Raw genomic sequence first — 24,600 nt, forward strand, 5'->3', positions numbered from 1 at the left:
ATTTAAAACAATTAAAATGAATTTAAAATATATCATTCCGGCATTGCTGATTTCTTCAATGGCTTTGGCGCAGACTTCAGTTTCAGGATATGTTTATGAAGACATAAACAAAAATCAGAAAAAAGAAAGCAAAGAAAAAGGAATTGAAAATGTTGCAGTTTCCAATGGAGCTCAGGTAGTTTTAACGGATAAAAACGGAAAGTACAGCTTGCCAGTTGCTGAAGGACAGACGGTTTTCGTGATCAAACCTTCAGGTTATATGATGGGTTTAAACCAGAATAATCTTCCACAATATTATTATCAGTACAAGCCAAAAGGTTCTCCGGCAGATTTTAAATACAAAGGAACTGCACCTACGGGAACGCTTCCAAAAGAGCTGAATTTTGGTTTATTTAAACAAAATGAAAGCAAAAATTTCGACATTCTGGTTTTCGGAGATCCGCAGCCTTATTCAGCAAAACAATTGGATTATTTCAAGAGAGCGATCGTGAATGAGGTGAAAGGAAATAAGAAAAACGCAGTTTTCGGAATCAGTTTGGGAGATTTGGTTGGTGATGATTTGAGTTTACAAAAACCTTACGCAGACATTATGAAAGAAATTGGTCTGCCCTGGTACAACGTGATGGGAAATCACGACATGAACTATGATGCCAAAGAAGATATGCTTTCAGACGAAACTTTTGAAGCTACTTTCGGACCGGCAAACTATTCTTTCAATTACGGAAATGTCCATTTCATGGTGCTTGACGACATTTTATATCCGGATCCGAGAGATGGAAAAGGGTACTGGGGTGGTTTCAGAGAAGATCAGATTCAGTTCATTCAAAATGATTTGAAACTGGTTGATAAAGACAAATTAATTGTGGTTTCTTTCCACATTCCTTTGGAACATAATAATGAAGATAATTTCAGAAATGCTGACCGTCAGAAACTGTTTGATGCTTTGTCGCCTTTCAAAAATGCACTGATGCTGTCGGCTCACACGCACATTCAGCAACAGATTTTCTACGGAAAAGCACAAGGGTGGACGGGAGCGAAAGATCTGCACGAATACAACGTTGGAACAACCTGTGGCGACTGGTGGTCTGGAACTTCAGACGAAATCGGTTTGCCGACTTCCACCATGAGAGACGGAACTGCAAAAGGATATTCTTTCATCAGTTTCAATGATAATCAATATAAAGTTAAGTACAAAACAGCGGGGAAACCTGAAGATTATCAGATTCAGTTATATGTTCCGAAAGTGATTCCTTATCCATCAAAAACTTCGGCTAAAGTATTGGCAAATTTCTTTATGGGAAGCAAAAAAGACAAAGTAGAATACAGAATCGACGGCGGAAAATGGGAAGAAATGGAGTATAACGAAACCATCGACCCGAACTTTGCCAAGTCGGTTTTCAAATGGGATTCTACAGACACACTTTTTGCTGGAAGAAGACCATCAAACCCAGAACAGTCTAAGCATATTTGGGTTGCAGGATTTGGAAATAAGTTAACATTAGGAAAACATAAAGTTGAGGTCAAAGCCCACGATATGTACGGAAACGAATTTACCGCAACGGAAGAATTTGAGGTTCAGAATTCTGTTCTGATTCCTTAGATTATTTCATTTTTTTACTATACTTCAGTCAAAACCGGCCTCAGCAATGTTGCCGGTTTTGATGTTTTAATGAAATGTTTTAATGAATAATTTCATCAGCATTGTCAGTCTGAGCCTGACGAAGACCTTTTGAAGAAAAAATTGATCTACTTTTAAATCTTGGAATTTCTAAATTAAGTTTACGCCTTTGTCTATCTTTAAATCAACATGATCAATCAAAAAAAACTTTGTCTGTCCTTGCGTTTAAACCTTACAATATTCAGCAAAAATCCCTGCTTTCATTAACATTAAAATTCCAAATAGAATTTCAACATAACACATTTTTATGAAATCAAAAACATAAACACGTGTTTAAAAAATAGGTTTCGTAAATTTGTACCTTCAAAAATTAAAGAATGAATTTAAAAGGAAAAAATGCCATCATTACAGGTGGTGGAAGAGGTTTGGGGAAAGCAGTTGCTTTAATTCTTGCCAATGAAGGTGTGAATATTGGGATTACCGGAAGAAATGAGGAAAATCTTAAAATGACCGTTGACGAAATTCAGAAATTAGGAGTAAATGCAACGTACGCAGTTTTCAGTATAGATAACGAAATTCATGTGAAAGCAGGAATCGAACAGATCGCAGAGCAATTGGGAAGTGTTGATATTCTCATCAACAACGCAGGAATCGGGGATTTTGGAAGCATCGAAGAAATGTCTTCTGAAGTTTGGGAGCAGGTGATCAAAACCAATCTTTTCGGAGTATATTATGCAGCTAAAGCAGTGTATCCTTTCCTGAAAGAAAAAGGAGAGGGCGATATCATCAATGTGGCATCAACAGCAGGTTTGAAAGGGGGTCCGAATATGTCGGCTTACGCAGCATCCAAGGCGGCAGTGGTTTCACTATCTCAATCCATGATGGCGGAATGGAGAAAGCAAAACATCAGAGTTGTTACCTTGACCCCAAGTACAATTGCTTCCGACATGTCCATCGAAGGTGGCTTAACAGACGGAAATCCCGACAAAGTTCTTCAGCCTGAAGACTTCGCAGAATGGGTAAGAGATATTCTGAAAATGAACAGAAGAGCGCTGATCGCCAACGGTTCTATTTTCTCTACAAATCCGTAAAGATTTGAGATTTGAGATTTGAAATTTGAAATTCGAGATTCAAAATATTTCATTCAGGTATTAATAAAGCGGACTTTTTTGTTCGCTTTTTTTATCTTTAATAAGTGGAAATCATGGATTTTGCTGTGGTTTTTGTTTGATGTGGAGAGACTTTCGATAGCGTTTTAAATGAGTTAAAATCTTATGAAAGTTGGTAGCTCAAAGTCAGAAGACTTTGCGCAGCGGGGATTATGTCAGAAGAAAGGTATTTAAGAAACTGGGAAAAATTAGCTGACGGTACAAGAAAATCTACATTATCTGGCTTTGGTAAAGAGATACACAGATTTGAATGGAAATATGGATATAGGTTTGATGCAAAAACAAAAAGAATGTTATCACCTGAACAGCTAAAAGGAAAAAGACTTCCTATATTAACACCGATGTTGCGGATTTGCAATCCGTGACTGCGCTTTTTCTAAAAGTCTTATAACTCCGTTTGAAATTTCTAAAAAACGTCAATCCACTACACAAACATAATTATAAAATTTCACATGACATTGTGTGCGATAAACCTTTATTTGAAACTAAAAAAAAACTCTTCAGTCATTTTGTCATATCACGTTCAGCGGTAAGAATCTGTAAAAATAGTTCAGGGTTTACAAAAGGTATCTCGAGTGTATCTCGATCGCGCATAAAAAGACACTGACAAAATGACAAAATTTATCGTCACTCAACAAACTCATCATGTTTTTTCGCCCGTACCTTAGCCTAAATCTCCGATTCCGCATGGTGCTCATCAATTTCAAATCTCAAACCTCAGATCTCAAATCAAATTCCCTATTTTTGCAACAAATTACTCACATGCAAAATTATTTGGAATTTGATTTTAAAATAGAACCACTTCAACCTTGGGGCGAAATATTAATGGCTGAACTGATTGAGATTGGTTTCGACAGTTTCACGGAAGAAATTCATGGTATTTTAGGATATATTCAGAAAGATTTATTTAAAGAAGAAGACCTTAAAGCTTTGCCTCTTTTTCAGAATGAGGAAGTGAAAATAGAATATACTTTCACGGAAATGCCCAACATCAACTGGAACGAGGAGTGGGAAAAGAATTTCGAGCCGATTAATATCGATGATAAAGTCTTAATCAGAGCAGAATTTCACGAGTCTGTGGAAGACATGCACGAGATTATCATTCAGCCAAAAATGTCTTTCGGAACAGGGCATCACCCGACCACGCATCTGATGATTCAACAGATGATGGATATTGATTTTAAGGACAAAAAAGTTCTCGATATGGGTTGCGGAACTTCGGTTTTGGCGATCTATGCAAAACAAATCGGTGCCGGCGACACCAAAGCCATCGATATCGATGAATGGTCAGTTGAAAATTCCAGAGAAAACGCTGTAAGAAATGGCGTAGAGCTGGATATCGAACTGGGAACTGCCGATAATTTAGGAAAAGAAAGCTACGATATTATTTTAGCCAACATCAACCGAAATATTTTGATTTCAGACATTCCAACCTACGTTAATGTGTTGACTGCAGGTGGAAAATTGTTGCTTTCAGGCCTGTGTTTCTTTGATGTGGATGATATTCTGGAAGTTTGCAAAGAGAATAATCTGGAACTGAAAAAGAAACTGCAGCGTGAAGAATGGGTAAGCCTTCTTCTTGAAAAGTAGATTTACGAAATTGCAGAGGCTTTGTAAACTTCGTTCGCAGACAATCTATCTGTGCTTAGCGTGATAGTATTATCTGAAATTCTTTTGGTAATCACTGTCACGCCGAGCCCAGTCGAGCATTATCGAAATAATCCATTCTCAACCTCTGCCTCAACCTTAACCTCAACCTCACAAAATGAAACTCTTCCTCACCACACTTTTCTTTTGTTTTCTCCAAACCATTTCCGCTCAGGATAATGATGTTTATGCCAACGGTGTTTTTCATTTTGAAGACAACAAAACGCAGAAGGTTTTTACCGATTACACGAGAGTGAGACAGGCTCCGGATGTGAATGCTCAGATTTTGGATTCTCTTAAAACCAATCAGCAGATTTTAATTGTCAGAAAAGAAGAAAAAGTTTTGAAATTAGGTGAAAGAGGTGCCAACTGGTACAAAGTATCGTATCAGAAGGACAATCAGAATTTCGAAGGATTTATCTGGGGCGGAAATCTTGCGGTAGGTTTCAGAAACAAAAATGGTTACGATTTTCTTTTCGGAATCACAAAAACTGAGGACAGAACGGATAAAAAATACAATCAGAAATACAAACAGAACTTTGCATCGATAAAAATGCTGACGGGCGAAACTTTAGAGGATGAAGTTTCTTTTGAAACCGGTTTGGTCGAAAGTTTAAGCTACGCAACATTCGGTATTGAAAGCAGTCACCGTCTGAAAAATGTGGAGCTTACTCTGAAAGCAGCCGTTTCGGGTGAAGCTTGTGGAATTGCGGCCTATGATCAGTATGTTTTGCTGAAAGATAAAAAACTGATTGCCCTGCCTCAATTGATGAATGTGGGCGACGCAGATGTTTATTATCATTCAGAAAAGTTTATTTTCCCTAATGATAAAGGCGGAATTCCGAATGCTTTTGTTTTTAAAATGGAAGAAATGGAAAAGGATGAAAAAGAGCGCGAGAAATTTAAACGCTCGTCAAAAACATATCTTTGGAACGGAAATTCTTTTAAAGCAAAATAATATTTTATTATAAAATTGAAAACCAGTGTATATTTACGGTGGTTTTTCTTCAAAGTAATGTAATGGATTATTTTCTTTATGCTCTCGAACATACTTATACGGACGATACCCACCGTGATAGTAAGTTTTTAGGATATTTTGATGATCTCTCTGAAGTAGAAAAAGAAAAGCAAAGGTTATTGTTTTTTCGTGGTTTTTCAGATTATCCTCACGATTTCTATGTGAAAAAAATAGGACTGAATAAAATTAATTGGCAAAATGGCTTCACAGAAGTTGTTGGTGAAATTGGACGGGATTATTTACCCGAAGATGATTTTATTCCAAATTATAGTCAAGTAGTTACGAAGCTGAATTTAAAAACAGTTTTTAAAGTAAGTCATGTTTATACAATTCATACATTTTTGGATGATGAGAGAGAAATAGGAGTTTTTTCTGACAAAAAAATGGCAAATGATGTTGTGAATTTCCTTCAACAAAAAGTTGGCTTTAAAGAATATCCTGACGATTTTATTATTACCGAAATTCTGTTGAACGATTGGCAGTGGAGTTCGGGATTTGGATGAGATTTGAATAGTTTTATTAATAAAACTTGAACTTTTCAATTCATCAATTTCAAAAGGTAAAATAAAAAAAGCGCTCATACAAATGGATGACGAGCGCTTCAATCAAATTATATGGAATTCAATTAGGAATATCTTCTGCAGATGTACTCTACATTGGTATTCAGTAATTTATTTTTATTTAGGAAATATTCCAGATTCTGAAATTCTTCCGTCGTCGTATTCAGATAAAGCTGAAAAGAGCCAAAATCAAATCCGTTGATGTATTCCACGTCTGCGTTTAAAACTTTGTAGCACATGCCCATCTGATTGCAAATCACATTAAGAAGATGATCAAATTTCATTTTCCCGTTCAATTCTACTTCAAGAACAATTTCTTTTTTGCTGATGGTCAGTTTTTGCGGTAAAGACTGCAGATTTCGTGTAATCATGTTTTGGTGATTTTTTTAAGTTAATGACTCAGTTCCTTTGTACATAAAGTTTTATTTTGTTTTAAATACTTAGCAAAAGTATAAAAAATTATTAGTCCACCAAATTTGTAGACTAATAATTTGTAAAATTTAACAAAAAAAAGAAACCCGCGTCGGATTTCTTTAGAATTAAAGCTAATTGGAATTTGATAAAAATTAAATTCTGATAAATTTCGCTCTGTTTTTTTTATTCCCGCACATTTTGCGGATTGAGCTGATTTCAGTTGCTGAAAAATCTGCATTATCCGCCAAATCTGCGAGAGAAAATTAAATTTAGGTAAAATTCATTTCAGATTTTTATAGTTCTTTAATTCTAATCAATTTGTCTGAACCGGCGAGTCCGTTGGGATTGCAGCCCAATTCGCCTTCGGGAACTTTCAGATTTTTTTTGTTGTAGAAATCCTGCCAGAACTCATTCGTTTTTCCGGTTTTAGGATCCTTGAAAGTCATCGGTTCAAGTTTGAAAATTTGATTTTCTCTAAAAGCTCTTTCAATAAAATCTGAACAGTAGTAAGAATTTTCATCCAAGATATAATTGAAATTATAAGGCTTGCCCAGCATTAAATCTGCATTTGACAAAGCTTTTGAAATGGTTTTCTGAAATTCAGGTTTTAAACGGTAGACTACAATATTTTGCTGATCTTCTTTTTGATCCTTAATAAAATCTTTCAGATTCTGTCTGTTTGAACCATTTTCAGGAGAAGCGTGAAGAACAGAATATTGCCCGTTTTTAATTTCTAAAATTCCGATGTGATCAAATTTTTCGGTTTCCTTTTTCTGCGTGACATTATTAATCGCGCCGGATAATCCTGAATTTTTTGCCGTTACAAAAAGCAGATCACCATTTTTTAAATCCGATTTCAGATTGGAAGCACAGCTGATTAATGAGAAAATCAGAATTAAAAAAGCAAGCAGCTTAACGTTTAAGATTTTTCTCATACAGCTCGATCCAGTTTTGTACAGTCATTTTTTTGCTCAGTTCACCAATCAGTTCAAAAGGAATTTCATTCATATTTTTAAACCTTACACAAGATTTTCCCATATCAAGTTTTCTTTTTGAATGTTTCGGAAATTCTTCGGTAAACCAATTCAGGATTTCCGGATTGGCATACATTCCCATGTGATACAGCGCAATAAAATTTTTCTGGGATGCGAGACTGATGAACGGAAGAGATTTGCCCGGTGTGCAGTGATATCCTGAGGGATACGCTTCCAAAGGTACATTCCAGTTGATCATTCCACTGCTTAAGGATTCTTCAAACCCTTCAGGTAAATTTTCTTTTATCGTAATGTAAAGTTTTATAAAAGCTTCCTGTCTTTCTTCAGGTATATTTGATAAATATTCTTCTACAGAATCTGCCGGAATTTGCATAGCTATATTTTTTTTCAAATTAACAAAATTTAAATCAAACAAAAAACGGCTGTACAAAAATGCACAGCCGTTTGGAAAATAATAATTCAAAAATAATTCTACTTTTTAATGACTTTCACGCTTTTCTGCGATCCGTCTTTGAACTGTAGATTTAGCAGGTATAATCCGCCACTCAAATCACCTAAATTGATTTGCGCTTCAGGATTTTCAATTGTCTTAAGCGTTCTTCCGGATAGATCTGTTACTTTTAGAGTTTTAATATCTTTAAATTCTGAGATATTGATTACATCTGTGAATGGATTTGGAGAAACTTTAATTTCTTTTTTAGCTAAAGATGTTTCAGCTGTTGCCAACTGTGCAGCTTCTACAATAAAGTTGTCCACATAAAAGTTATAATCCTGAGGGTCGTCTACAGTACCATCAGTCCCGAATACAGCAAATACGGTATTGGCACTGTTATATCCGGTAAGGTCGTACGAGTAAGTATTTAATGTGTTAGATGGTGCATTGGTATTATTCCAGGTTTGGAGAACCGTCCATGTTGATCCGCCGTCATTCGATACTAAAAACTGTACATAGTCATCTGTTCCCATTGCAATAGATGCTGTGCCTGTAAAAGCGGTTACTCCATAATCAAATTTTACTCTATAGCCACCTCCTGACAGATCAAATGGTACAGTTTTCATCCATCCTCTTCTGTTGGTTGAGTAAAGGTTGATTCTTGCAGCTCCAGTGCTTCCATTGTTTAAATATCCGTCTTGTACCCAAAGTGCAGTTCCTGTGCCTGTAGGACCACTTGTACTGTCTCCTCCTACGAGATTGAGAGCCCAACATCCTCCTGGGAATGGGGTAAAAGTATTTGTATATGCAGGTACTACAGCTGCGCATAATGTTGTAAAGCTTCCTGAGAAAGACCATAAGCTTTGTCCTGTTGTTGTGCTACAATTGGCACGTACCCAATAATAATAGGTTGTAGTGGGAGCTAGCCCTGGAATTGTTGTAGAATTACCGGTAATGCCAGTTAAGTTAGGTGTGGTAGATGATGTAGGTGCAGTATTGGTTGTACTGTAATAAACATCATAGCTTGTGGCAGTGGTGCCGTTAGCGGGCGTCCATGATACTGCTGCTGTATTTGCAGTAAGTGCACCAACAGGATTTAATGTGGGAGCTGCACAGTCTGAATAAGCATCTGCAGAAAATGCGAAGATGTTGGCATGTCCCTGTACTGAAGATGTTTTTGTAATCGTTACACTTTGAATTGGCTTGCTTTGATTAGCGGCATCAATATTAAGTAAAGATTGATATAATCTTGGGTTTGTTCCGCTTCCGGATTCCAGAGTGTCATTAGTTCTATTAATTCTTCCAAAGCCCTGAACTGCAAATCCTGAATTGTTATACCAGTCTGAAACTGCAACATCTGTAAATGTCTGAGAAGTGTTGTCTGTGAAATTAACCACAACATTTACTGTTGAAGAACCACTTCCTGTAGTAGCAAGCATGTATAATTTGAATGCTGCTTTAGGAGTTGTGAAAACAATAGTTCCGCTGTCGTTTTGATTGGAAAGCTTTAAAGAATTATTGCCGCTATAGCTTGGTAAAATGTAGCTCAATCCAGGTGTGCTGGCTACTACAGAATTAATAATTTGGTTTACCGGCAGACCATACGTGAGCGCTGTGCTTGAAGATGTAAGCTGAAAATCTCTTGAAATAAAAGCAAATGAAACACCATCTACGTCCGTAGAAGTTGATGTCATTGAAGAGCCTACACCGTTGGCGATTACGTCTGCATTAAGACCTGAAGCAATCGGCATTGTCTGATAGTTCTGTGCAAATGCGAGGGAGCTTACAGCAATACCCAAGACACCCATCACACGAGTTGGTAAAAATTTGTTCATAAAATACAGTTTATTAAGTTTGCTGTAAAACTAAGAAATAAATCAATACGCTGAGTTTTAATTTTAAACATTTTTTAAACATTTTTAGCTTATCATAAAAATTAGATAATATGTAATCATTTGCGTTGTGAAAATATTTTAAAATAATGAGTTATTAACAGTTTAATCATAATTTCTATTTGAAGCATTGTATCGGCTGTTTTGGTGATTTTAAATTGAGGCAAGACAAAATAATTTGCTATTTTTGCACATACAAATTCCCAATATGCCAAACATCTCCAACAGAGCTCAGAATATGCCGGCGTCTCCGGTAAGAAAACTGGTTCCTTTTGCCTTGAAAGCAAAACAAAACGGTACAAAAGTCTATCACCTGAACATCGGTCAGCCGGATATCGAAACTCCGGAAACTGCGCTGAATGCTTTGAAAAATATTGATCTTAAAGTTCTGGAATACGCCCTTTCTGAAGGCAATCTAGAATACAGAAATGCACTTAGAGATTATTACCATTCACTGGATTTTACAGATCTTACTGCTGATAATTTTATTGTAACCAACGGTGGTTCGGAGGCTTTAAACTTTGCCATTTCCACACTTTGTGATGACGGAGATGAGGTGATTATCCCTGAGCCGTATTATGCCAATTATAACGGATTTACAAGCACTTTCAACGTAAATGTTGTAGCTGTTCCTTCTACAATTGATACTGGCTTTGCGCTTCCTCCAATTGAGGAATTCGAGAGAAAAATTACGGCAAAAACAAGAGCTATCGTGATCTGTAATCCCGGAAATCCTACCGGTTATCTTTACACCCGCGAAGAACTTCAGCAACTGGCGGCAATTGCTGTGAAATACGATATCGTAATCATTTCAGATGAGGTTTACAGAGAATATGTTTATGATGGAAAACAGCAAATTTCGATGCTGGCTTTTCCTGAGCTGGCCGACAACTGTATCATTATCGATTCAGAATCCAAAAGATATTCTATGTGTGGTGTGAGAATCGGTTGTATGGTTACGCGTTCGAAAAAAATTCATGACGCAGCAATGCTTTTTGCGCAGGCAAGATTAAGTCCTGTTTTATTGGGACAAATTGCAGCAGCAGCAGCTCATCAGAATGACGGAGCTTACATCAGAGCCGTGAGAGAAGAATATACCCACCGAAGAAATGTTTTGGTAGAGCAGTTGAACGCTATTCCTGGAGTAATCTGTCCGAAACCTAAAGGTGCTTTCTATTGCGTTGCTGAGCTTCCTGTAGATGATACCGAAGTTTTTGCTCAGTGGCTTTTAGAAAAATACACCAACAAAGGAGAAACGATTATGGTTGCTCCCGCAGGTGGTTTCTATTCTAATCCTGAACTGGGTAAAAAGCAGGTGAGAATTGCGTATGTTCTTAATGAAAAAGATCTTCGCAGAAGTGCCGAAATCTTAAGAGATGCCCTTGAAAAATACAATCTCGAAAAATAATTTTTGATTTTAAAATACATGTCAGCAATAAAAATATCAGGTTTGAAAATCTTCTTTCCAGTGTTTTTATTGCTGATTTTTTCTTGTTCGAAATCTACAGATTCAAAGAAGACATCAACTGGCGAAGAAACTTTGGAGTACGTTATCTTTTCAAAGGTTGGAGGCGATGAAGGAAATTATAAAACGATAAAAGTTACTCAGGATTCCATACTTTTAGATGTAGGTAAAACTTCTAGAAATATACACAGATCCTGGAAAATGCCTCTAACTGAAAATGGTAAAAAGCAATTGTTTAGTAGTTTTAAAATCAATCAGTTACCTTTTATTAAAAGTTCTGAAAGTCTTCAGGCGAACGATGGCGTAGATGAAACTTTTCAAATCAAAACCAGCCGAACTTCCTATGTATTTGTAAACGCCTACAACGACGAGTACAATTACCATCAGCTTAAAAATTTTAAAACACAGTTAGAAAAATTAATTCCGAAAGAATTCAAACCATTATGAAAGAAAATTTCTCTTTAAAACCTTTCACAACTTTTGGTGTAGAAGCTAAAGCAAAATATTTCGTGGAAGTAAATTCTGCTGAAGAATTAATTGAAATGCTCCAACCCTCAAACGCTCCAACTGGTCATCCTGAGCTTGTCGAAGGACTTCAGCCCTTATTTCTCGGCGGTGGCAGCAATATTTTGTTTACCAAAGATTATGACGGATTGGTCATTAAATTAAATTTAAAAGGAATTTCCAAAGAAGTTTTAAATGAAAATGAAGTTCTTATCACGGCTCAGGCGGGCGAAAACTGGCATCAATTTGTTCTATATTGTTTAAGTAAAAACTATGGTGGACTGGAAAATCTTTCATTAATTCCGGGGAATGTGGGAACATCGCCAATGCAGAATATCGGTGCTTACGGAACGGAAATTAAGGATACTTTTGTGAGCTGTAAAGTTGTAAATCTTGAAACTCTCGAAGTGGAAACTTTTGATCTTGAAAAATGCAGATTTGGATACAGGGATTCTATTTTTAAGCAGGAAGGAAAAGGAAAATATGTCATTTTGGAGGTTACTTTTAAGTTAACTTCAAATATTCACGCAATCAAAACCGAATACGGAGCAATCAAAAATGAACTGGAAAATTTAGGAATTTTAAATCCCACCATTCAGGATGTTTCCAAAGCGGTCATTAATATCAGGCAAAGTAAATTGCCGGATCCAAAAGAAATTGGAAATGCAGGAAGCTTTTTTAAAAATCCAACAATCCCTTTGGCTCAGTTTGAAGATTTAAAATCAAAATTTGAAAATATTCTAGGTTATCGGAATGGTGATTTTGTAAAAGTTCCTGCCGGCTGGCTCATCGAACAGTGTGGTTGGAAAGGAAAGCAGATCGGAAATGTAGCCTCTCACAAACTTCAGGCGCTGGTGATTGTCAACGCAACAGGAAATGCTTCAGGAAAAGAAATTTTCGATTTTTCAACGCTGATTATCAATTCGGTAAAAGAAAAATTCGGGATCGAACTGGAAAGAGAGGTGAATATTCTTTAGAGTTTTCAACATTTTTAAAAATAAAAAAAGCATTCTTTTAAATATAATAAAGAATGCTTTTCTATGAAAATATGAAACTAAAATTAAGGATTCGAAATAATCAAGGTGGAAGGAATATCAGACAGCCAAAGACTTTTGGAATCAATCAGTCCGCGCCAGCTTTTTTTGCTGATCAGCATTAAATCCTGACCCTGAAGAAATTCCTTTTCAATCTGTTTTTCGTTGTATAAAGTGATATGGTTCGGAGCAACCTGTTCGATGCTTCTGATCAGTTCTTTCACTTCAATATTATTTCTGATCTGTCCGGCAACATCCAGAATAATAATCTGAGAATTGTTATTATTAATCAGCCTCTTGGCATATTCAAGAAGATAAAAATCGCTTAAATTAAATATCGGAATAAAAACCCTGTCGGCCGACGTAAATTTTCTGTCCACCAAAACACCCACAGGAATATTGGTATTGTCCAGAATCTGTAAAGTAGAGTCGTCGAATGGTGAATTATTGAAAATATTGCTTTTCCCCTTTACCGTATTCAGTAACTTTTCAGGATTGATGATTTTTGTGGTAAAACCTAAAAGTCTACCCAGTAAACTTCCTTCATACATTGATTTCCCCAGCATAATCAAAAGAAGGTCATAATTTCCTTTGTTAGAAATATTTGTTAAATCATTTTCCAAATCGGTAGAAGCCTTGAAAAGTGTTGTCACTTCTAGTGAAAGTTCCTCAGAAGTTTCGATAACGTTTTTAAACTGTTCTTTCTCAAAGTCTTCAATGTCAAAAGCATGCAGTTCGTCTACCGGAGCGATATTCATTGCTGTAATGCTTTTGTTCCCGTTCATTTTACTGGTCAGATTGTCTGCCAGTTTCAACAAAGTACTTCCTGAAGCCGGCGTTTCAAAAGAAAGAAGAACTCTGTATTTTGCATCGTTTTCTCCATCATCATCTTCCTCTTCCAGTGATGATTTTTTTCCTTTAAATAAGTAATTGATAAGGTCAAGACAAGGTCCCGTCATAAATGTGGTAAACAGAGCCATAATCACAAGCATTGCAAACAGTTCAGGACCTAATACACCTAAGTCATAACCGATATTTAAAACAATTAACTCAGTTAAACCTCTCGTATTCATTAAAGCTCCGATGGTGAGGCTGTCTTTCCAGCTAAGCTTTAAAAATTTTGCAGTCAAAGCACTTCCTACAAATTTCCCGACAACTGCAGTCAAAATAATAAATCCACCGATTTTCCAAAGATGCGGATCATTTAAAAGTCCAATTTGTGTTCTTAAACCAGTGAAAACAAAGAAGAGCGGAAGCAATAAAACCAAAGCAACATCTTCTATTTTTTCGATAAATAAGTTTCTGAATTTTACATTTTCAGGCATAATTGCTCCGGCCATAAATGCGCCGAATAAGGCATGAATTCCGATTACTTCTGTGGCGTAGGCCGATATAATTAAGATTAAAAAAAACACCGCAACCAAACCTTTGCTGATAAAACCTTTTCCTTTCTGAGACTCTGCAATTCTGTGTAAAAACGGTCTCACCGCTTTGATCATAATGAAAACGTACACAATTGCCATAATGATGACGAAGATTGATCCTGAAAAAGATCCTGCTTTTACCACAGCAATAACCGCAGCCAAAATACACCATGCTGTAATGTCATCGGCGGCTGCACAGGTGATTACGACGGTTCCGATTTTCGTTTTATGTAAATTCCGTTCCTGTACAATTCTGGCGAGAACAGGAAATGCTGTAATACTCATCGCAATGGCGATGAACAGGGCAAACGAACTGAACTGAATTCCTTCCGGAGCAAATTCTTTGTATATGAAATAAGAAAGTCCGACACCCAAAGCAAACGGAATAATAATACTTGCATGGCTGATGACTACTGCATCGTGTGCTTTTTTTCTTAAAACACTCAGGTCGAGCTCCATTCCAACGATATACATGAATAGAATTAAACCGATCTGACTTAAAAACTGGAGATTTCCCAAGGATTCTTTAGGAAAAAGAAAGGCTGAGATTTCAGGAAAATACATCCCGAAAAGCGATGGTCCCAAGACGATTCCTGCAATCATTTCTCCAATCACGGAAGGCTGTTTCAGTTTCACACAAATCCAGCCAAACAGTTTTGCCACCATGATTATCGTGACAATTTGGGTAAGCAAAAGCGCTAACGGATGATGAAGATTCGATAAAAAAGAATCAGTAAACGTTTCCCACATTGTGTTTCCCGAAGCCTTTGCAGGTGGAATATTTTCACCGATTTCAAGCGTTTTTCCTTCCACAAAAAACCAGTACATCAATCCGGAAAAAAAGACAATCGTTGCTACATAAAAAATAATATTTCTATACTTTGCCATAATCATTCAGTCATTATATTAAAATGCAAATTTCTTAAGAATAAACGGATGTTTGAACCTGTTTTACTTGAAATGTAATGAATGATTGGAATAATGTAATGAAAATGATTCTGATGCAGGAGAATATCAATTTTCGGTTTATTTACATGCAAATCTACCTTAGATATCAATTGTCAAAACCCTTTTGTAGGCTTCTACAAGTCTACGGCTTTGTGAACCTTGAAAACGGTCAGTCAGTGAAAAAAAACTTCGTGCACTTTGTGTTAAAAATTCCCGCAATATTAAAAAACAATCAAAAATCATTTCCCAAACATTTCCATCAAAGAATTTCTGTACGTTTCCCCAATTTGCAGTTTCAAAAAATGATCAGATTCTGTAGAAATAGTCGTGATAATTTCGTTGGTGGATAAAACTTTTACAGAAGATAAAGCGATGATTTCCTTTTTGTTTACCTGCGCAAAATCCTTTGTTGGAAGCATTTCCAGAAGAGATTTAAAATTGAGATTTTTTAAAACAATCACAGTTCCGTCTTTGAGAATAATATCTTTGTCGCGGCTGTCGATTTCAGAGGTTTTGATGTAGGCAATCTGCTCAGTGAAAATTGTGGATTTACCGATGTTGGTATTCCATTCAATAAATTCTTTTCTTTGGGTTGTGACCAGAAGATCCGAAGCTTTTTCGAAAGCCTGAACAAGTCTTTCTTTTTTGATGGGTTTTCTTACATAGTCCACCACATTCAGGTCAAAAGCTTCGGCAGCGTATTCTTTGTAAGCAGTGGTAAAGATGATTTTTTTTGAACCGGAAATCATTTCGGCAACCTGTAGGCCAGTCATTCCCGGCATTTCTATGTCTAAAATACAGAGGTTACAGTCGAGGTTGTTGATTTCGCTAAGGAAGATTTTAGGATCGTTAAAGGCTTTTACAACTTCTACGTTTTCAATCTGTTCGCAAAGAAGTTTCAGATAGCTTATCGCCAGTAATTCATCATCAAGAATAACGCATTTTATCATAGAATTCACCTAAATTGATTGTTAGTTCTGCTGTGAAAACACCGTTTTTTGAATTTTTACGAAGGGTATAAAAATCACTGTAAATTAATTTGAGCCTTTGGTCTAAAGACTGGCTTCCGAAACCGCTGTTGTCTTTATGAAGAACGTTTTTCAGCGAAGCTTTGTTGCTTACTTTCATTGAAAAAATTCCGGCATCGAGTTCCATCTGTATGGAAATGAATGAATCCTGTGCCAGAAAATCTGTGTGTTTAAAGGCGTTTTCAATTAAATCTACAGAAATCAGCGGAGCAAAAACTTTCTCTTCAAAAACAGAATCTGACTTATCAATTTTAGATTTAATTCTGAAATCAAAAAGCGGGTTTACCTTGATTTTATTGATTTCGATAAGACTTAAAGCAAAACTCAGTTCTTCTTTCGGGCTTACAAATTTATTGTTGCTTTCATAGAGAATATAGTCCAGAACATTTGCCAGTTTGTCGAGTGACATGTAGGTTTGATAAGCATGAGACTGAACGGAATTGAGGATATTTTTAAACAGGTGCGGATTCAGTTTTGTTCCGATATGTTCCAGTTGAACTTCATTCAATCTGTTTTGAATCAGTCTGTTGCTTTCGGAAAGTTTTGCGTTTTTAATTTTAAGCCTTTGATTTCGACTGAATAAATAAATGCTGAGTGTTAAAAATAAAAAAACGGCAAAAACCCCAGTGAAAATGACGTAGTCATGGATCAAGTTGTAATTGCCTTCCATATTGTAGAAAATTTTGGTTAAAGATTAACATTTAATTTTAAGCTTCCACCGAGACCTTCTCTAATAATTCTCATTAATGTCGAGAGCCTGATGTCGCTTGCATCATTTTCAATTCTTGAAATATAAGTTTTGGTAGTTCCGCATTTTTCAGCAAGTTGTTCTTGTGTTAACCCCTTTTCTTTACGCAATTCTTGAAGCATAGCCCCAAGTTTGAAAGCTTCAAATTCCTGCTCGTATTTTTGTCTTTTTTCAGTATCCATTTTACCGTATTGTTGATCTAGATGTTCTCTGAAAGAAGTTGTTTTTAGCTTATTTTCCATATTTCTTACTTATATATTCTTGTTTTAATTCCTCTGCCTTTTGCAGTTCCTGCTTTGGCGTTTTTTGCGTTTTTTTTTGAAAACCATTTACCAGAACAATAAGATTCCCTCTATCGAAAAAACTGAAAACCCTGTAAATATTTGAAGCGTATTCAACTCTAATTTCGTAGATTCCGTTGGAGTTTGTAAGATGCTTAAAATACTTTTGAGGTATTCTTTCAAGTGTTGCAATGAGTTGTAACGTCCAGTTAAACTTTTTTTGAATATCAGGTTTTAAAGTTTCAAAAAAATTTAAATAGTAATCCTCGTAATATTCAATTTCTCGAATAAAATTATCATTCATCTGTTTGTATTTTCAGATACAAAGTTATTGAATTAGATAACCTTATGCAAGGACCTATGTATTGTATTTTTTGATTAGATATTTTCAAAAACCATATCGTATGTACTATTGAAATTTAGGGTACATTTTATTAGAAAATAAATACTATCTCAACTTTTTCAGAGAATTCAAAACTGCATTTTCCTCACATTTCTCAAACGTAATTTCATACTGAGGATTTTTCTCAGGATACGTCATCAGATAGCCCGGGCAAGGCTTTTGCTGAGCTTTGCTGCGGTCAAAATCAATTTTTCCCAAAGTGATGATGCTGTCTTTTAAGAATTTCTCATCGACTTTCAAAGTATTCATTTCAGTTTTGAAACTTTCAGAATACTTAAAATCTTTGGATAATGTTTCGGCGATTACTCGGCTGTTAGGAAGGTATCCGCTGCAGCTGGCACCTTTTTTATTTAGAACAAAAAATACAATGATTAATCCGGGAATAAGCCCGAATGCAAAAAATTTGATTTTTCTCATTTAGAAAATTAAAAGATTGATATCATGATACGTCAGCCCAAAGCGTTCGCAGATGATTTTTTTGGTATGACGGCCTTTGTACATGTAAAGGCTCTGTTTCATTTCGTTTTTGCGGAGAAGCATATTTTCGAAACCGCCTTCTTCATCGTAGTTTAGAAGATAAGACAGAAAGAAATTAGAGATTGCCTTCGTGGTAGTTCTCGGCATTTTTGAGGTTAGATTTGGCAATCCACAGTGAATTACACCGTGTTTGATAACATAAGGGTCTTCCATCGTTGTAAGCTCGGAAGTTTCGATTACTTTGCCGTTATCAATGGTGATGTCGATGATTACGGTGCCTTTTTTCATTTTTGTAACCATTTCTTCGGTTACAACAGGCGTCATATTCATTCTCGGAAGTGCTCCGATGACAACGTCGGCACGTCTCAATGCTTTTTTAAGTTCTTTAGGATCAATGATTGAAGTAGGAACTCTGCTATCTACCAAAGTGTGAAGTCTTCTCAGTTTTGAAAGTGAATTGTCAAAAACTCTTACGCTTGCACCCAAACCAATAGCTGCTTTCGTAGCAAATTCGCCCACAATTCCAGCTCCGATGATGACAACTTCTGTGGGTCTCACTCCTGTGATTCCTCCAAGCATCAGTCCGTTGGATAAAGCTAAAAGTTCTGATGCATATAAGATAGAAACTGTACCGGCGATTTCGCCGATTAATCTTACCAGAGCAAGCTGATTGTATTCATCAAAAATAAATTCGAAAGCGATTGCGTTGACTTTTTTCTGAGCAAGCCTGCAGAAATAATCTTTATCTCTCAGGTTGATCTGTAATGCCGAAACGAGATAGGTGTTCGGCTTAAAGTACTCTATTTCCTCGTCTGTCGGCGGATTGATTTTTAAAACCAAATCCTGCCCGAAAGCCTCTTTAGGATCGTTGGTAATTCTCGCTCCCGATTCAGAATACTGAAGATCTGTGAAAAAAGATCCCTGTCCGGCACCCGATTCTATAACGATTTCGTGGCCGTGTTCTACCAAAACCTGCACTGCATCTGGCGTGATGCACGTACGCCTCTCGTTGAGGCAGGTCTCTTTTGGAATTCCTATACTGAACTGTTTACCTTTTTTGATGACCTCAAGTTTTTCTTCTTTCGGCATCAGTTCTTCTTCGGTGAACGGAGTAAAAATATTGGTGGTGCTCATTTTTCAGGATGGATTTTGACTGATATAAAATTTAAAAATCAATCGGTTTCACTAGGCAAATATACAGATTAACTCGCTGATGGCAATTAGCTTTTTGCTCTGGGCTTAAAACCGGTATTTTAAATTTAAATAAACTGGTGAATTATTTCAGACAATTATTATTCAAAAGAAATATTTCTGCTTTCGCCGTTATTATCAATATTCATGGTGTGATAACCGAGCCCTTCGAGCTCTTCTTCGTAAACTTCAGGCCATTCGATGATGCAGAGAAATGAATTGTCAAGATATTCTTCAATACCGATGTCATAGACTTCTTCGATGTTTTTCAGACGGTACAGGTCGAAATGGAAAACTTTTCCTTTTTGCGAACTGTACTCGTTCACAATCGAGTAAGTGGGAGAGTTGACCTCGTCCTTACTGCCAAGATTTTTCAGTAAAACCTGTGTGAAAGTAGTTTTACCAGCGCCTAAGTTTCCTTTCAGTAAAAGAATATTGTGTTTCAGTTGTGGTAAAATTTCGGTTACCACATCCTGCCATTGTTCTAAATTTCTGATCTCGAAATGCATGCAATTTATTTGAAACGGTAAAATTAGTAAACGTTTCAGTGTCTGAAAGATTTTTGGATGAATTTTTATTCAGAATCTACCTTAAAATAATTATATGTCCACAAAGATTTGCTTAAAATTTCTCTAATGTTTTCTTAGAAACAGTTTCCATTACAGTGTATTGCATTATGAAAATCACTTGCGGTGATGATGTAAGTTTCTACAGTCCCATTGTTGTAATCGTTGCTGAAAATATTTTTAGAATCAATACAGGGTGTTCCATTAAAATCACAGATTTGATAAGTTATTTTTCTGGAATTATTAAAAACGATACCTATTTTTTTTGGATAATTGAGCAATTTATAATAGCTGAAACCATCGTAGGGAGCCAAATCTCTAAATTTTTCAGTATACTTTTTAGAATTTTCAATCGTTATTTTTTCAGACAAGTTAACTTCTTCAACTCCTGCAGAATTTAAAGTGTAGGGTATGATTTCAACTTTAGCCCCCGAACTGTTTTGTATACTGTACACATATTCAATAGGCTGGTCGTCACAGTGATCACAATGTCCACAGCCGATTAGTACTGATAAAAGAAAGAAAACGATGATACTTTTCATAATGAAATATGTCTTTTTGTCTGAGTTTTTCAGGTGAATGTTTAAAATTTTATCATCAATTTACCTGTACGAATATGTCACCTTCTCTCAGGTTGGCCATTGCATTTGTATTTCCACAGAATTCCCATCTCATTTTGTTGGGTCCGGTAATCGGATAAGAGTCAAGTAAATTTTGTTTTTTGTTGATGGTCTCGACGGAGAAAGTATGATCAAAATGAAGCACAAAATCACCTGTTTCTTTAGGGATCATTTTTATTTCGTAACGGTATAGCTTATTAGCCGGATCTTCCTTTGCAGAAGTATTGATAAAGGTATTCGGGCAATTGCCATGATCATCCGCGACATAACCTTCGGCTATTATTTTAAATTTTTTCTCGGCATAAAGAAGATTGTAAGATGTGGAAGCTTTTGTAAGTTTGGAAGCAGATATCACAAATGGCGGTGTATATTCCAGTTTTACAGAATCCATTTTTATGACGTGATATCCATTGGTTGAGACACGGCCACGGATGGTGATTGTATCACCGACGTTGTAGATTTTGTCGTTATTCAGACTGATTTTGATGAGGCTGGGGTTTACTTCAATTTGTTCCTCATGAAATCCCGAACAGTCTGTTGACATCATCAGGTGAATACCCAGAACAAATATCGCAATCGTGTAGAATTTTTTCATTTTATTTATTTTCTAAAATTACTCTAAAAAACAATTACATAGATAAAATTTCGGCATTTGACTGTAATTTTGCTGAAGCTCAAAATCATTTCATTATTTTTGCAAAATGATCTCCAAACAGACCATTGATAAAATATTTTCCACGATCCGTGTTGAAGAGATCGTGGGCGAATATGTGCAGCTGAAAAGAGCGGGATCCAATTTTAAAGGGTTGAGTCCGTTTCATGAAGAAAAATCGCCGAGTTTTGTAGTGTCTCCAAGCAAGCAGATCTGGAAAGATTTCTCAACAGGTAAGGGCGGTACAGCGATTTCTTTTTTAATGGAAATCGAAAATTTTACGTACCCTGAAGCACTTCGCCACGCAGCCAAAAAATATGCAATTGAAATAGAAGAAGACCGTCAGGAATTCTCCGAGGAAGCCAAAATTGCACAGACAGAGAGAGATATTCTTTATAAAATACATGAGATTGCCAACGATTATTTCCAGAATATTTTGTGGGAAAATGAGGAGGGAAGGTCTATCGGTTTGTCTTATTTCAGGGAGCGTGAACTGAAAGATGACATCATCAGAAAGTTTCAGTTGGGATATTCACCCGAAAAGAAAAACTCTTTTACAGAATTTGCTTTAGAAAAAGGCTATTCCAAAGAAATATTAGAAAAATCCGGACTTTCAATATTTCCGGAAAATTCTCCTGCTGGGATCGACCGTTTCCGTGAAAGGGTGATGTTTCCAATTCACAGTTTTTCGGGAAGGGTTTTGGGTTTCGGAGCGAGAATACTGAAAAATAACGTAAAAACTGCCAAATATCTTAACTCTCCTGAGACGGAAATTTACCATAAATCAAATGTTCTTTACGGTTTAAACCAAAGCAAACAGGCGATTTCCAGAAAAAATGTCTGTCTTTTGGTGGAAGGTTATATGGATGTGATTTCGCTCCACCTTTCAGGAATTGAAAATGTGGTGGCGAGCTCGGGAACTTCTCTTACAACAGAGCAAATCAAACTAATCAAAAGACTTACGGAGAATGTAACGATTTTGTTTGATGGTGATAATGCGGGAATTAAAGCGAGTTTCAGAAGCATTGATATGCTTTTGGCGGAAGGAATGAATATCCGTGTTTTGCTTTTCCCAGAGGGCGACGATCCCGATTCTTTTGCCCGAAAACATCCTCAGGAATACGTCGAGAAATTTATTGAAAATGAAGCGACAGATTTCATTGATTTTAAAGCTGAAATTCTTCTTAAAGACGCCGGAACAGATCCGATAAAAAAGGCTGATGCCATCCGAAACATCGTAAAATCGGTGTCGTTTGTGCAGAATGCTTTGAAAAAAGAGGTGTATCTGAAAGAAGTTTCCAATAAGTTCGGGCTTTCAGAACAGAGTCTTTTTAATGAGCTGGATATTCAGAAACAAATCACGCAGAGTCAGACCCAACATCAGCCAAAAGAACAGCAAAAGCCGGTAAAACTGGAGGTTGTCCCTCAGCAGGCTCCGTTGGAAGATTCCGTTCAGTTTAATATTATTCATCAGGAAAATAAACTGATTGAAACGATGCTGATGTTTGGCGATATGGTTCTGGAAAGAGAAGATGCGAATCATGAAAAATATGAAATCAGCGTAATTGAAGAGATTCTGCATCATTTTGAGGATGAAAACTACGAGTTTCAAATTCCGACCAATCAGAAAATTATAGAAAATATCAAGATTGGAATTGAAAATGAGGAAATACGCTCGGGAGATTTCTTTATGAAGCTGATGGATGAAGATATTACGTTGAAAGTTGCCGATGCACTGCTTTCCCCAGACGAACTCAGCGATTGGTCGACCCGAAATATTTTTCCGCCAGCCATCGGCGATCACCTTGCATCAGAAGTTGAGGCCAATATACTTATTCACAAATACTACTACATTCATCTTCTCATCAGAAAAATGACTGCCGACCTCGAAAACCATCGTGAAAATAATCCCACAGCCTATTTTGATTCAATAAAAAAAATCATGATGCTGACAGAATTTTCAAGACAGTTGGCTACAAAACTGGAGTGGTCGCCCATCACGAAGGTTTGATTTTAAACTAAAAATCACAGATTTCGACGCAATTATTAATTGTTGATTTGAATTAATTTTATCTTTGGCTTTTAAATTTATTCAAAGTAAATCTCAATGAAAAAACTGCTTTTCTTACTGGTTTTGATCTTATCGTCAAATATTCTGTCTGCACAATCTGACAATTATTCAACAGCGATTAATAATTTTCAGAATCAGTATAATTCTGATCAGTACGATTCTGTTTTCAAATCGTTTTCTGCTGAAATGCAGAAAACACTGCCAGTGGAAAGTACAAAACAGTTTCTTACAGGTCTGAAAACGCAGGCAGGAAAAATCACTTCAAAAGAACTGACAACAAAAGAAGGCACAACGGCAATTTATAAAACAGATTTTGAGCGGGCTCAGCTGGAAATTCATCTTTCACTGGATGCCGGCAATAAAATCAGCGGACTTCTGATACAGCCTGTGACTGAGAAAAAAAATGTCAGTGAAAGTCAGGCTGCAAATGGTTTAAATGTTTATCCAAAAGAAATCTCGGAGATTATATTTTCAAAAACAAAAGATTTCCCGGAAAACACTCAGGTTTCAATTGCTGTTATTAAAGATGGAAAAACAAGTTATTACGGAATTTTAAAATCAGATAAAACCGTGAAACCATCTGAAAATCAGAATAAGGTTTTTGAAATCGGTTCGCTGACGAAAGTTTTTACTTCCACCGTACTGGCTTCTCTGGTTACTGATAAAAAACTGAAACTGTCGCAGGAAATCAACGGGTTTTATCCGTTTCCATTTAAAAATAATGCCCTATTTACTTTTGAAAGCTTAGCCAATCACACCTCTGGATTGCCGAGACTTCCCGAAAATATTAACCTTTCGGATATTTCCAATCCGTATAAAAATTATGGAAGTGATCAGCTTTATGATTATCTGAAAAATGTTTTAAATGTAAAACCAGACGCTGAGAAAAAGTACGCGTATTCCAATCTGGGAGCGGGATTGCTGGGGCATACAATGGCTGTGTCGCAAAAAACTACGTTTACACAACTGCTTCAGAAAAGAATTTTTGAAAGGTTTAATATGAATAATTCTTACACCAGTTCAAAAGATTTAGGTTCAAAACTGGTTGACGGACTGAATGCAGATGGACAGAGGGTTTCCAACTGGGATTTTGATGTGCTCTTTGGTGGCGGTGGAATTTTATCAACGACTGAAGATCTTTCAAAATTTGCCGCAGCACAGTTTAACTCAGAAAATAATGATCTTTCGCTTACGAGAACACCCACTTTTACGGTCAGTGAGAAAATGAAAATGGGATTGGGATGGCATATTTTAAAATCCCAGAACGGCAAAGATCTCTTTTGGCACAATGGAGGAACAGGCGGCTATTCTTCGTCGATGGCGATTGAAAGTGACAGCAAAACGGCAGTCGTAATTTTATCCAATGTTTCGGCTTTCAACCCGAAAATGGGAAATATTGATCAGCTTTGTTTTGAACTGATGAAGGAAATCGGGAAGTAATT

General features: G+C 36.4%; 25 protein-coding genes. 11 read left to right on the top strand and 14 right to left on the bottom strand.

The features are described 5' to 3' along the window. The first annotated feature begins 16 nt into the window (after positions 1 to 16). The 6 genes from NG809_RS14475 to NG809_RS14500 all read left to right on the top strand — a co-directional run bounded on the left by NG809_RS14475 (position 17) and on the right by NG809_RS14500 (position 5,955). The gene (locus tag NG809_RS14475; protein ID WP_262151800.1) at positions 17 to 1,600 is read left to right on the top strand and encodes a calcineurin-like phosphoesterase family protein; all 1,584 of its coding nucleotides are present in this window, start codon (positions 17 to 19) and stop codon (positions 1,598 to 1,600) included. A 395-nt stretch (positions 1,601 to 1,995) separates the two neighbouring features. Beyond that, positions 1,996 to 2,709, top strand: a complete 714-nt coding sequence (locus NG809_RS14480; RefSeq protein WP_262151801.1) for a 3-ketoacyl-ACP reductase — start codon at positions 1,996 to 1,998, stop codon at positions 2,707 to 2,709. 230 nt (positions 2,710 to 2,939) lie between these two features. Further along, positions 2,940 to 3,152: a hypothetical protein gene (locus tag NG809_RS14485; RefSeq protein ID WP_262151803.1), complete on the top strand. Its 213-nt coding sequence runs from the start codon at positions 2,940 to 2,942 to the stop codon at positions 3,150 to 3,152. Positions 3,153 to 3,549: 397 nt separating this feature from the next. Continuing rightward, on the top strand, positions 3,550 to 4,377 hold the full coding sequence (gene prmA / locus NG809_RS14490) for a 50S ribosomal protein L11 methyltransferase (protein ID WP_262151804.1): 828 nt from the start codon (positions 3,550 to 3,552) through the stop codon (positions 4,375 to 4,377). Between the two features lie 175 nt (positions 4,378 to 4,552). Continuing rightward, positions 4,553 to 5,392 carry an SH3 domain-containing protein gene (locus tag NG809_RS14495; RefSeq protein WP_262151805.1) on the top strand — a complete coding sequence of 280 codons (840 nt, stop codon included), beginning with the start codon at positions 4,553 to 4,555 and terminating at the stop codon, positions 5,390 to 5,392. A gap of 62 nt (positions 5,393 to 5,454) precedes the next feature. Next, the gene (locus tag NG809_RS14500) at positions 5,455 to 5,955 is read left to right on the top strand and encodes a hypothetical protein (RefSeq protein WP_262151807.1); all 501 of its coding nucleotides are present in this window, start codon (positions 5,455 to 5,457) and stop codon (positions 5,953 to 5,955) included. Positions 5,956 to 6,077: 122 nt separating this feature from the next. Here NG809_RS14500 and NG809_RS14505 read toward each other — a convergent pair whose 3' ends face one another. From NG809_RS14505 to NG809_RS14520, 4 genes are all read right to left on the bottom strand, one after another. After that, positions 6,078 to 6,383 (bottom strand): cysteine methyltransferase, encoded by a 306-nt coding sequence (locus NG809_RS14505; protein WP_262151809.1) that lies wholly within the window; start codon positions 6,381 to 6,383, stop codon positions 6,078 to 6,080. Between the two features lie 336 nt (positions 6,384 to 6,719). Next, positions 6,720 to 7,361, bottom strand: a complete 642-nt coding sequence (locus tag NG809_RS14510; protein WP_262151812.1) for a YiiX/YebB-like N1pC/P60 family cysteine hydrolase — start codon at positions 7,359 to 7,361, stop codon at positions 6,720 to 6,722. After that, entirely contained in the window at positions 7,339 to 7,794 is a 456-nt protein-coding gene (locus NG809_RS14515) for a DUF1801 domain-containing protein (RefSeq protein ID WP_262152584.1), read from the bottom strand. The genes NG809_RS14510 and NG809_RS14515 overlap by 23 nt, the downstream gene beginning before the upstream one ends. Positions 7,795 to 7,892: 98 nt before the next feature. Then, complete coding sequence (locus NG809_RS14520) at positions 7,893 to 9,689, bottom strand: T9SS type A sorting domain-containing protein (protein WP_262151814.1); 1,797 nt, start codon at positions 9,687 to 9,689, stop codon at positions 7,893 to 7,895. A gap of 265 nt (positions 9,690 to 9,954) precedes the next feature. On the opposite strand from NG809_RS14520, the gene NG809_RS14525 reads away from it, so the two are divergent. Genes NG809_RS14525 through murB form a run of 3 tightly spaced genes read left to right on the top strand, consistent with a single transcriptional unit; the run spans position 9,955 to position 12,692 of the window. Continuing rightward, on the top strand, positions 9,955 to 11,154 hold the full coding sequence (locus tag NG809_RS14525) for a pyridoxal phosphate-dependent aminotransferase (RefSeq protein ID WP_262151816.1): 1,200 nt from the start codon (positions 9,955 to 9,957) through the stop codon (positions 11,152 to 11,154). Between the two features lie 18 nt (positions 11,155 to 11,172). Further along, complete coding sequence (locus NG809_RS14530; protein ID WP_262151818.1) at positions 11,173 to 11,658, top strand: hypothetical protein; 486 nt, start codon at positions 11,173 to 11,175, stop codon at positions 11,656 to 11,658. After that, on the top strand, positions 11,655 to 12,692 hold the full coding sequence (gene murB, locus NG809_RS14535; protein ID WP_262151820.1) for a UDP-N-acetylmuramate dehydrogenase: 1,038 nt from the start codon (positions 11,655 to 11,657) through the stop codon (positions 12,690 to 12,692). The genes NG809_RS14530 and murB overlap by 4 nt, the downstream gene beginning before the upstream one ends. An 83-nt stretch (positions 12,693 to 12,775) precedes the next feature. Here the strand turns inward: murB and NG809_RS14540 are convergent, their stop codons facing one another. From NG809_RS14540 to NG809_RS14585, 10 genes are all read right to left on the bottom strand, one after another. After that, positions 12,776 to 15,061 carry a cation:proton antiporter gene (locus NG809_RS14540; protein ID WP_262151822.1) on the bottom strand — a complete coding sequence of 762 codons (2,286 nt, stop codon included), beginning with the start codon at positions 15,059 to 15,061 and terminating at the stop codon, positions 12,776 to 12,778. Between the two features lie 299 nt (positions 15,062 to 15,360). Beyond that, complete coding sequence (locus NG809_RS14545; protein WP_262151823.1) at positions 15,361 to 16,071, bottom strand: LytR/AlgR family response regulator transcription factor; 711 nt, start codon at positions 16,069 to 16,071, stop codon at positions 15,361 to 15,363. Next, on the bottom strand, positions 16,049 to 16,819 hold the full coding sequence (locus tag NG809_RS14550) for a histidine kinase (protein WP_262151825.1): 771 nt from the start codon (positions 16,817 to 16,819) through the stop codon (positions 16,049 to 16,051). Before NG809_RS14550 ends, NG809_RS14545 begins: the two co-directional genes overlap by 23 nt. 17 nt (positions 16,820 to 16,836) lie before the next feature. Then, entirely contained in the window at positions 16,837 to 17,139 is a 303-nt protein-coding gene (locus NG809_RS14555; RefSeq protein WP_262151827.1) for a helix-turn-helix domain-containing protein, read from the bottom strand. Further along, positions 17,129 to 17,482, bottom strand: a complete 354-nt coding sequence (locus tag NG809_RS14560; RefSeq protein WP_262151828.1) for a type II toxin-antitoxin system RelE/ParE family toxin — start codon at positions 17,480 to 17,482, stop codon at positions 17,129 to 17,131. Before NG809_RS14560 ends, NG809_RS14555 begins: the two co-directional genes overlap by 11 nt. Before the next feature lie 144 nt (positions 17,483 to 17,626). Continuing rightward, the gene (locus tag NG809_RS14565) at positions 17,627 to 17,998 is read right to left on the bottom strand and encodes a hypothetical protein (RefSeq protein WP_262151829.1); all 372 of its coding nucleotides are present in this window, start codon (positions 17,996 to 17,998) and stop codon (positions 17,627 to 17,629) included. Further along, on the bottom strand, positions 17,999 to 19,192 hold the full coding sequence (locus NG809_RS14570; protein ID WP_262151831.1) for an alanine dehydrogenase: 1,194 nt from the start codon (positions 19,190 to 19,192) through the stop codon (positions 17,999 to 18,001). 158 nt (positions 19,193 to 19,350) lie between these two features. Beyond that, positions 19,351 to 19,758: a tRNA (adenosine(37)-N6)-threonylcarbamoyltransferase complex ATPase subunit type 1 TsaE gene (gene tsaE / locus NG809_RS14575; protein WP_262151833.1), complete on the bottom strand. Its 408-nt coding sequence runs from the start codon at positions 19,756 to 19,758 to the stop codon at positions 19,351 to 19,353. 134 nt (positions 19,759 to 19,892) lie between these two features. Next, complete coding sequence (locus NG809_RS14580; RefSeq protein ID WP_262151835.1) at positions 19,893 to 20,357, bottom strand: hypothetical protein; 465 nt, start codon at positions 20,355 to 20,357, stop codon at positions 19,893 to 19,895. Between the two features lie 55 nt (positions 20,358 to 20,412). Next, positions 20,413 to 21,030, bottom strand: a complete 618-nt coding sequence (locus NG809_RS14585) for a hypothetical protein (protein WP_262151837.1) — start codon at positions 21,028 to 21,030, stop codon at positions 20,413 to 20,415. A gap of 106 nt (positions 21,031 to 21,136) precedes the next feature. Here NG809_RS14585 and dnaG point away from each other — a divergent pair, with 106 nt between their 5' ends. Together dnaG and NG809_RS14595 are read left to right on the top strand one after the other, a co-directional pair. Further along, complete coding sequence (dnaG, locus tag NG809_RS14590; RefSeq protein WP_262151838.1) at positions 21,137 to 23,098, top strand: DNA primase; 1,962 nt, start codon at positions 21,137 to 21,139, stop codon at positions 23,096 to 23,098. 96 nt (positions 23,099 to 23,194) lie between these two features. After that, positions 23,195 to 24,598, top strand: coding sequence for a beta-lactamase family protein (locus NG809_RS14595; protein ID WP_262151840.1), 1,404 nt, complete (start codon positions 23,195 to 23,197; stop codon positions 24,596 to 24,598). The last annotated feature ends 2 nt before the right edge of the window (positions 24,599 to 24,600 follow it).

Origin of the sequence: Chryseobacterium foetidum, from assembly GCF_025457425.1 — a bacterium.
Classification (GTDB): domain Bacteria; phylum Bacteroidota; class Bacteroidia; order Flavobacteriales; family Weeksellaceae; genus Chryseobacterium; species Chryseobacterium foetidum.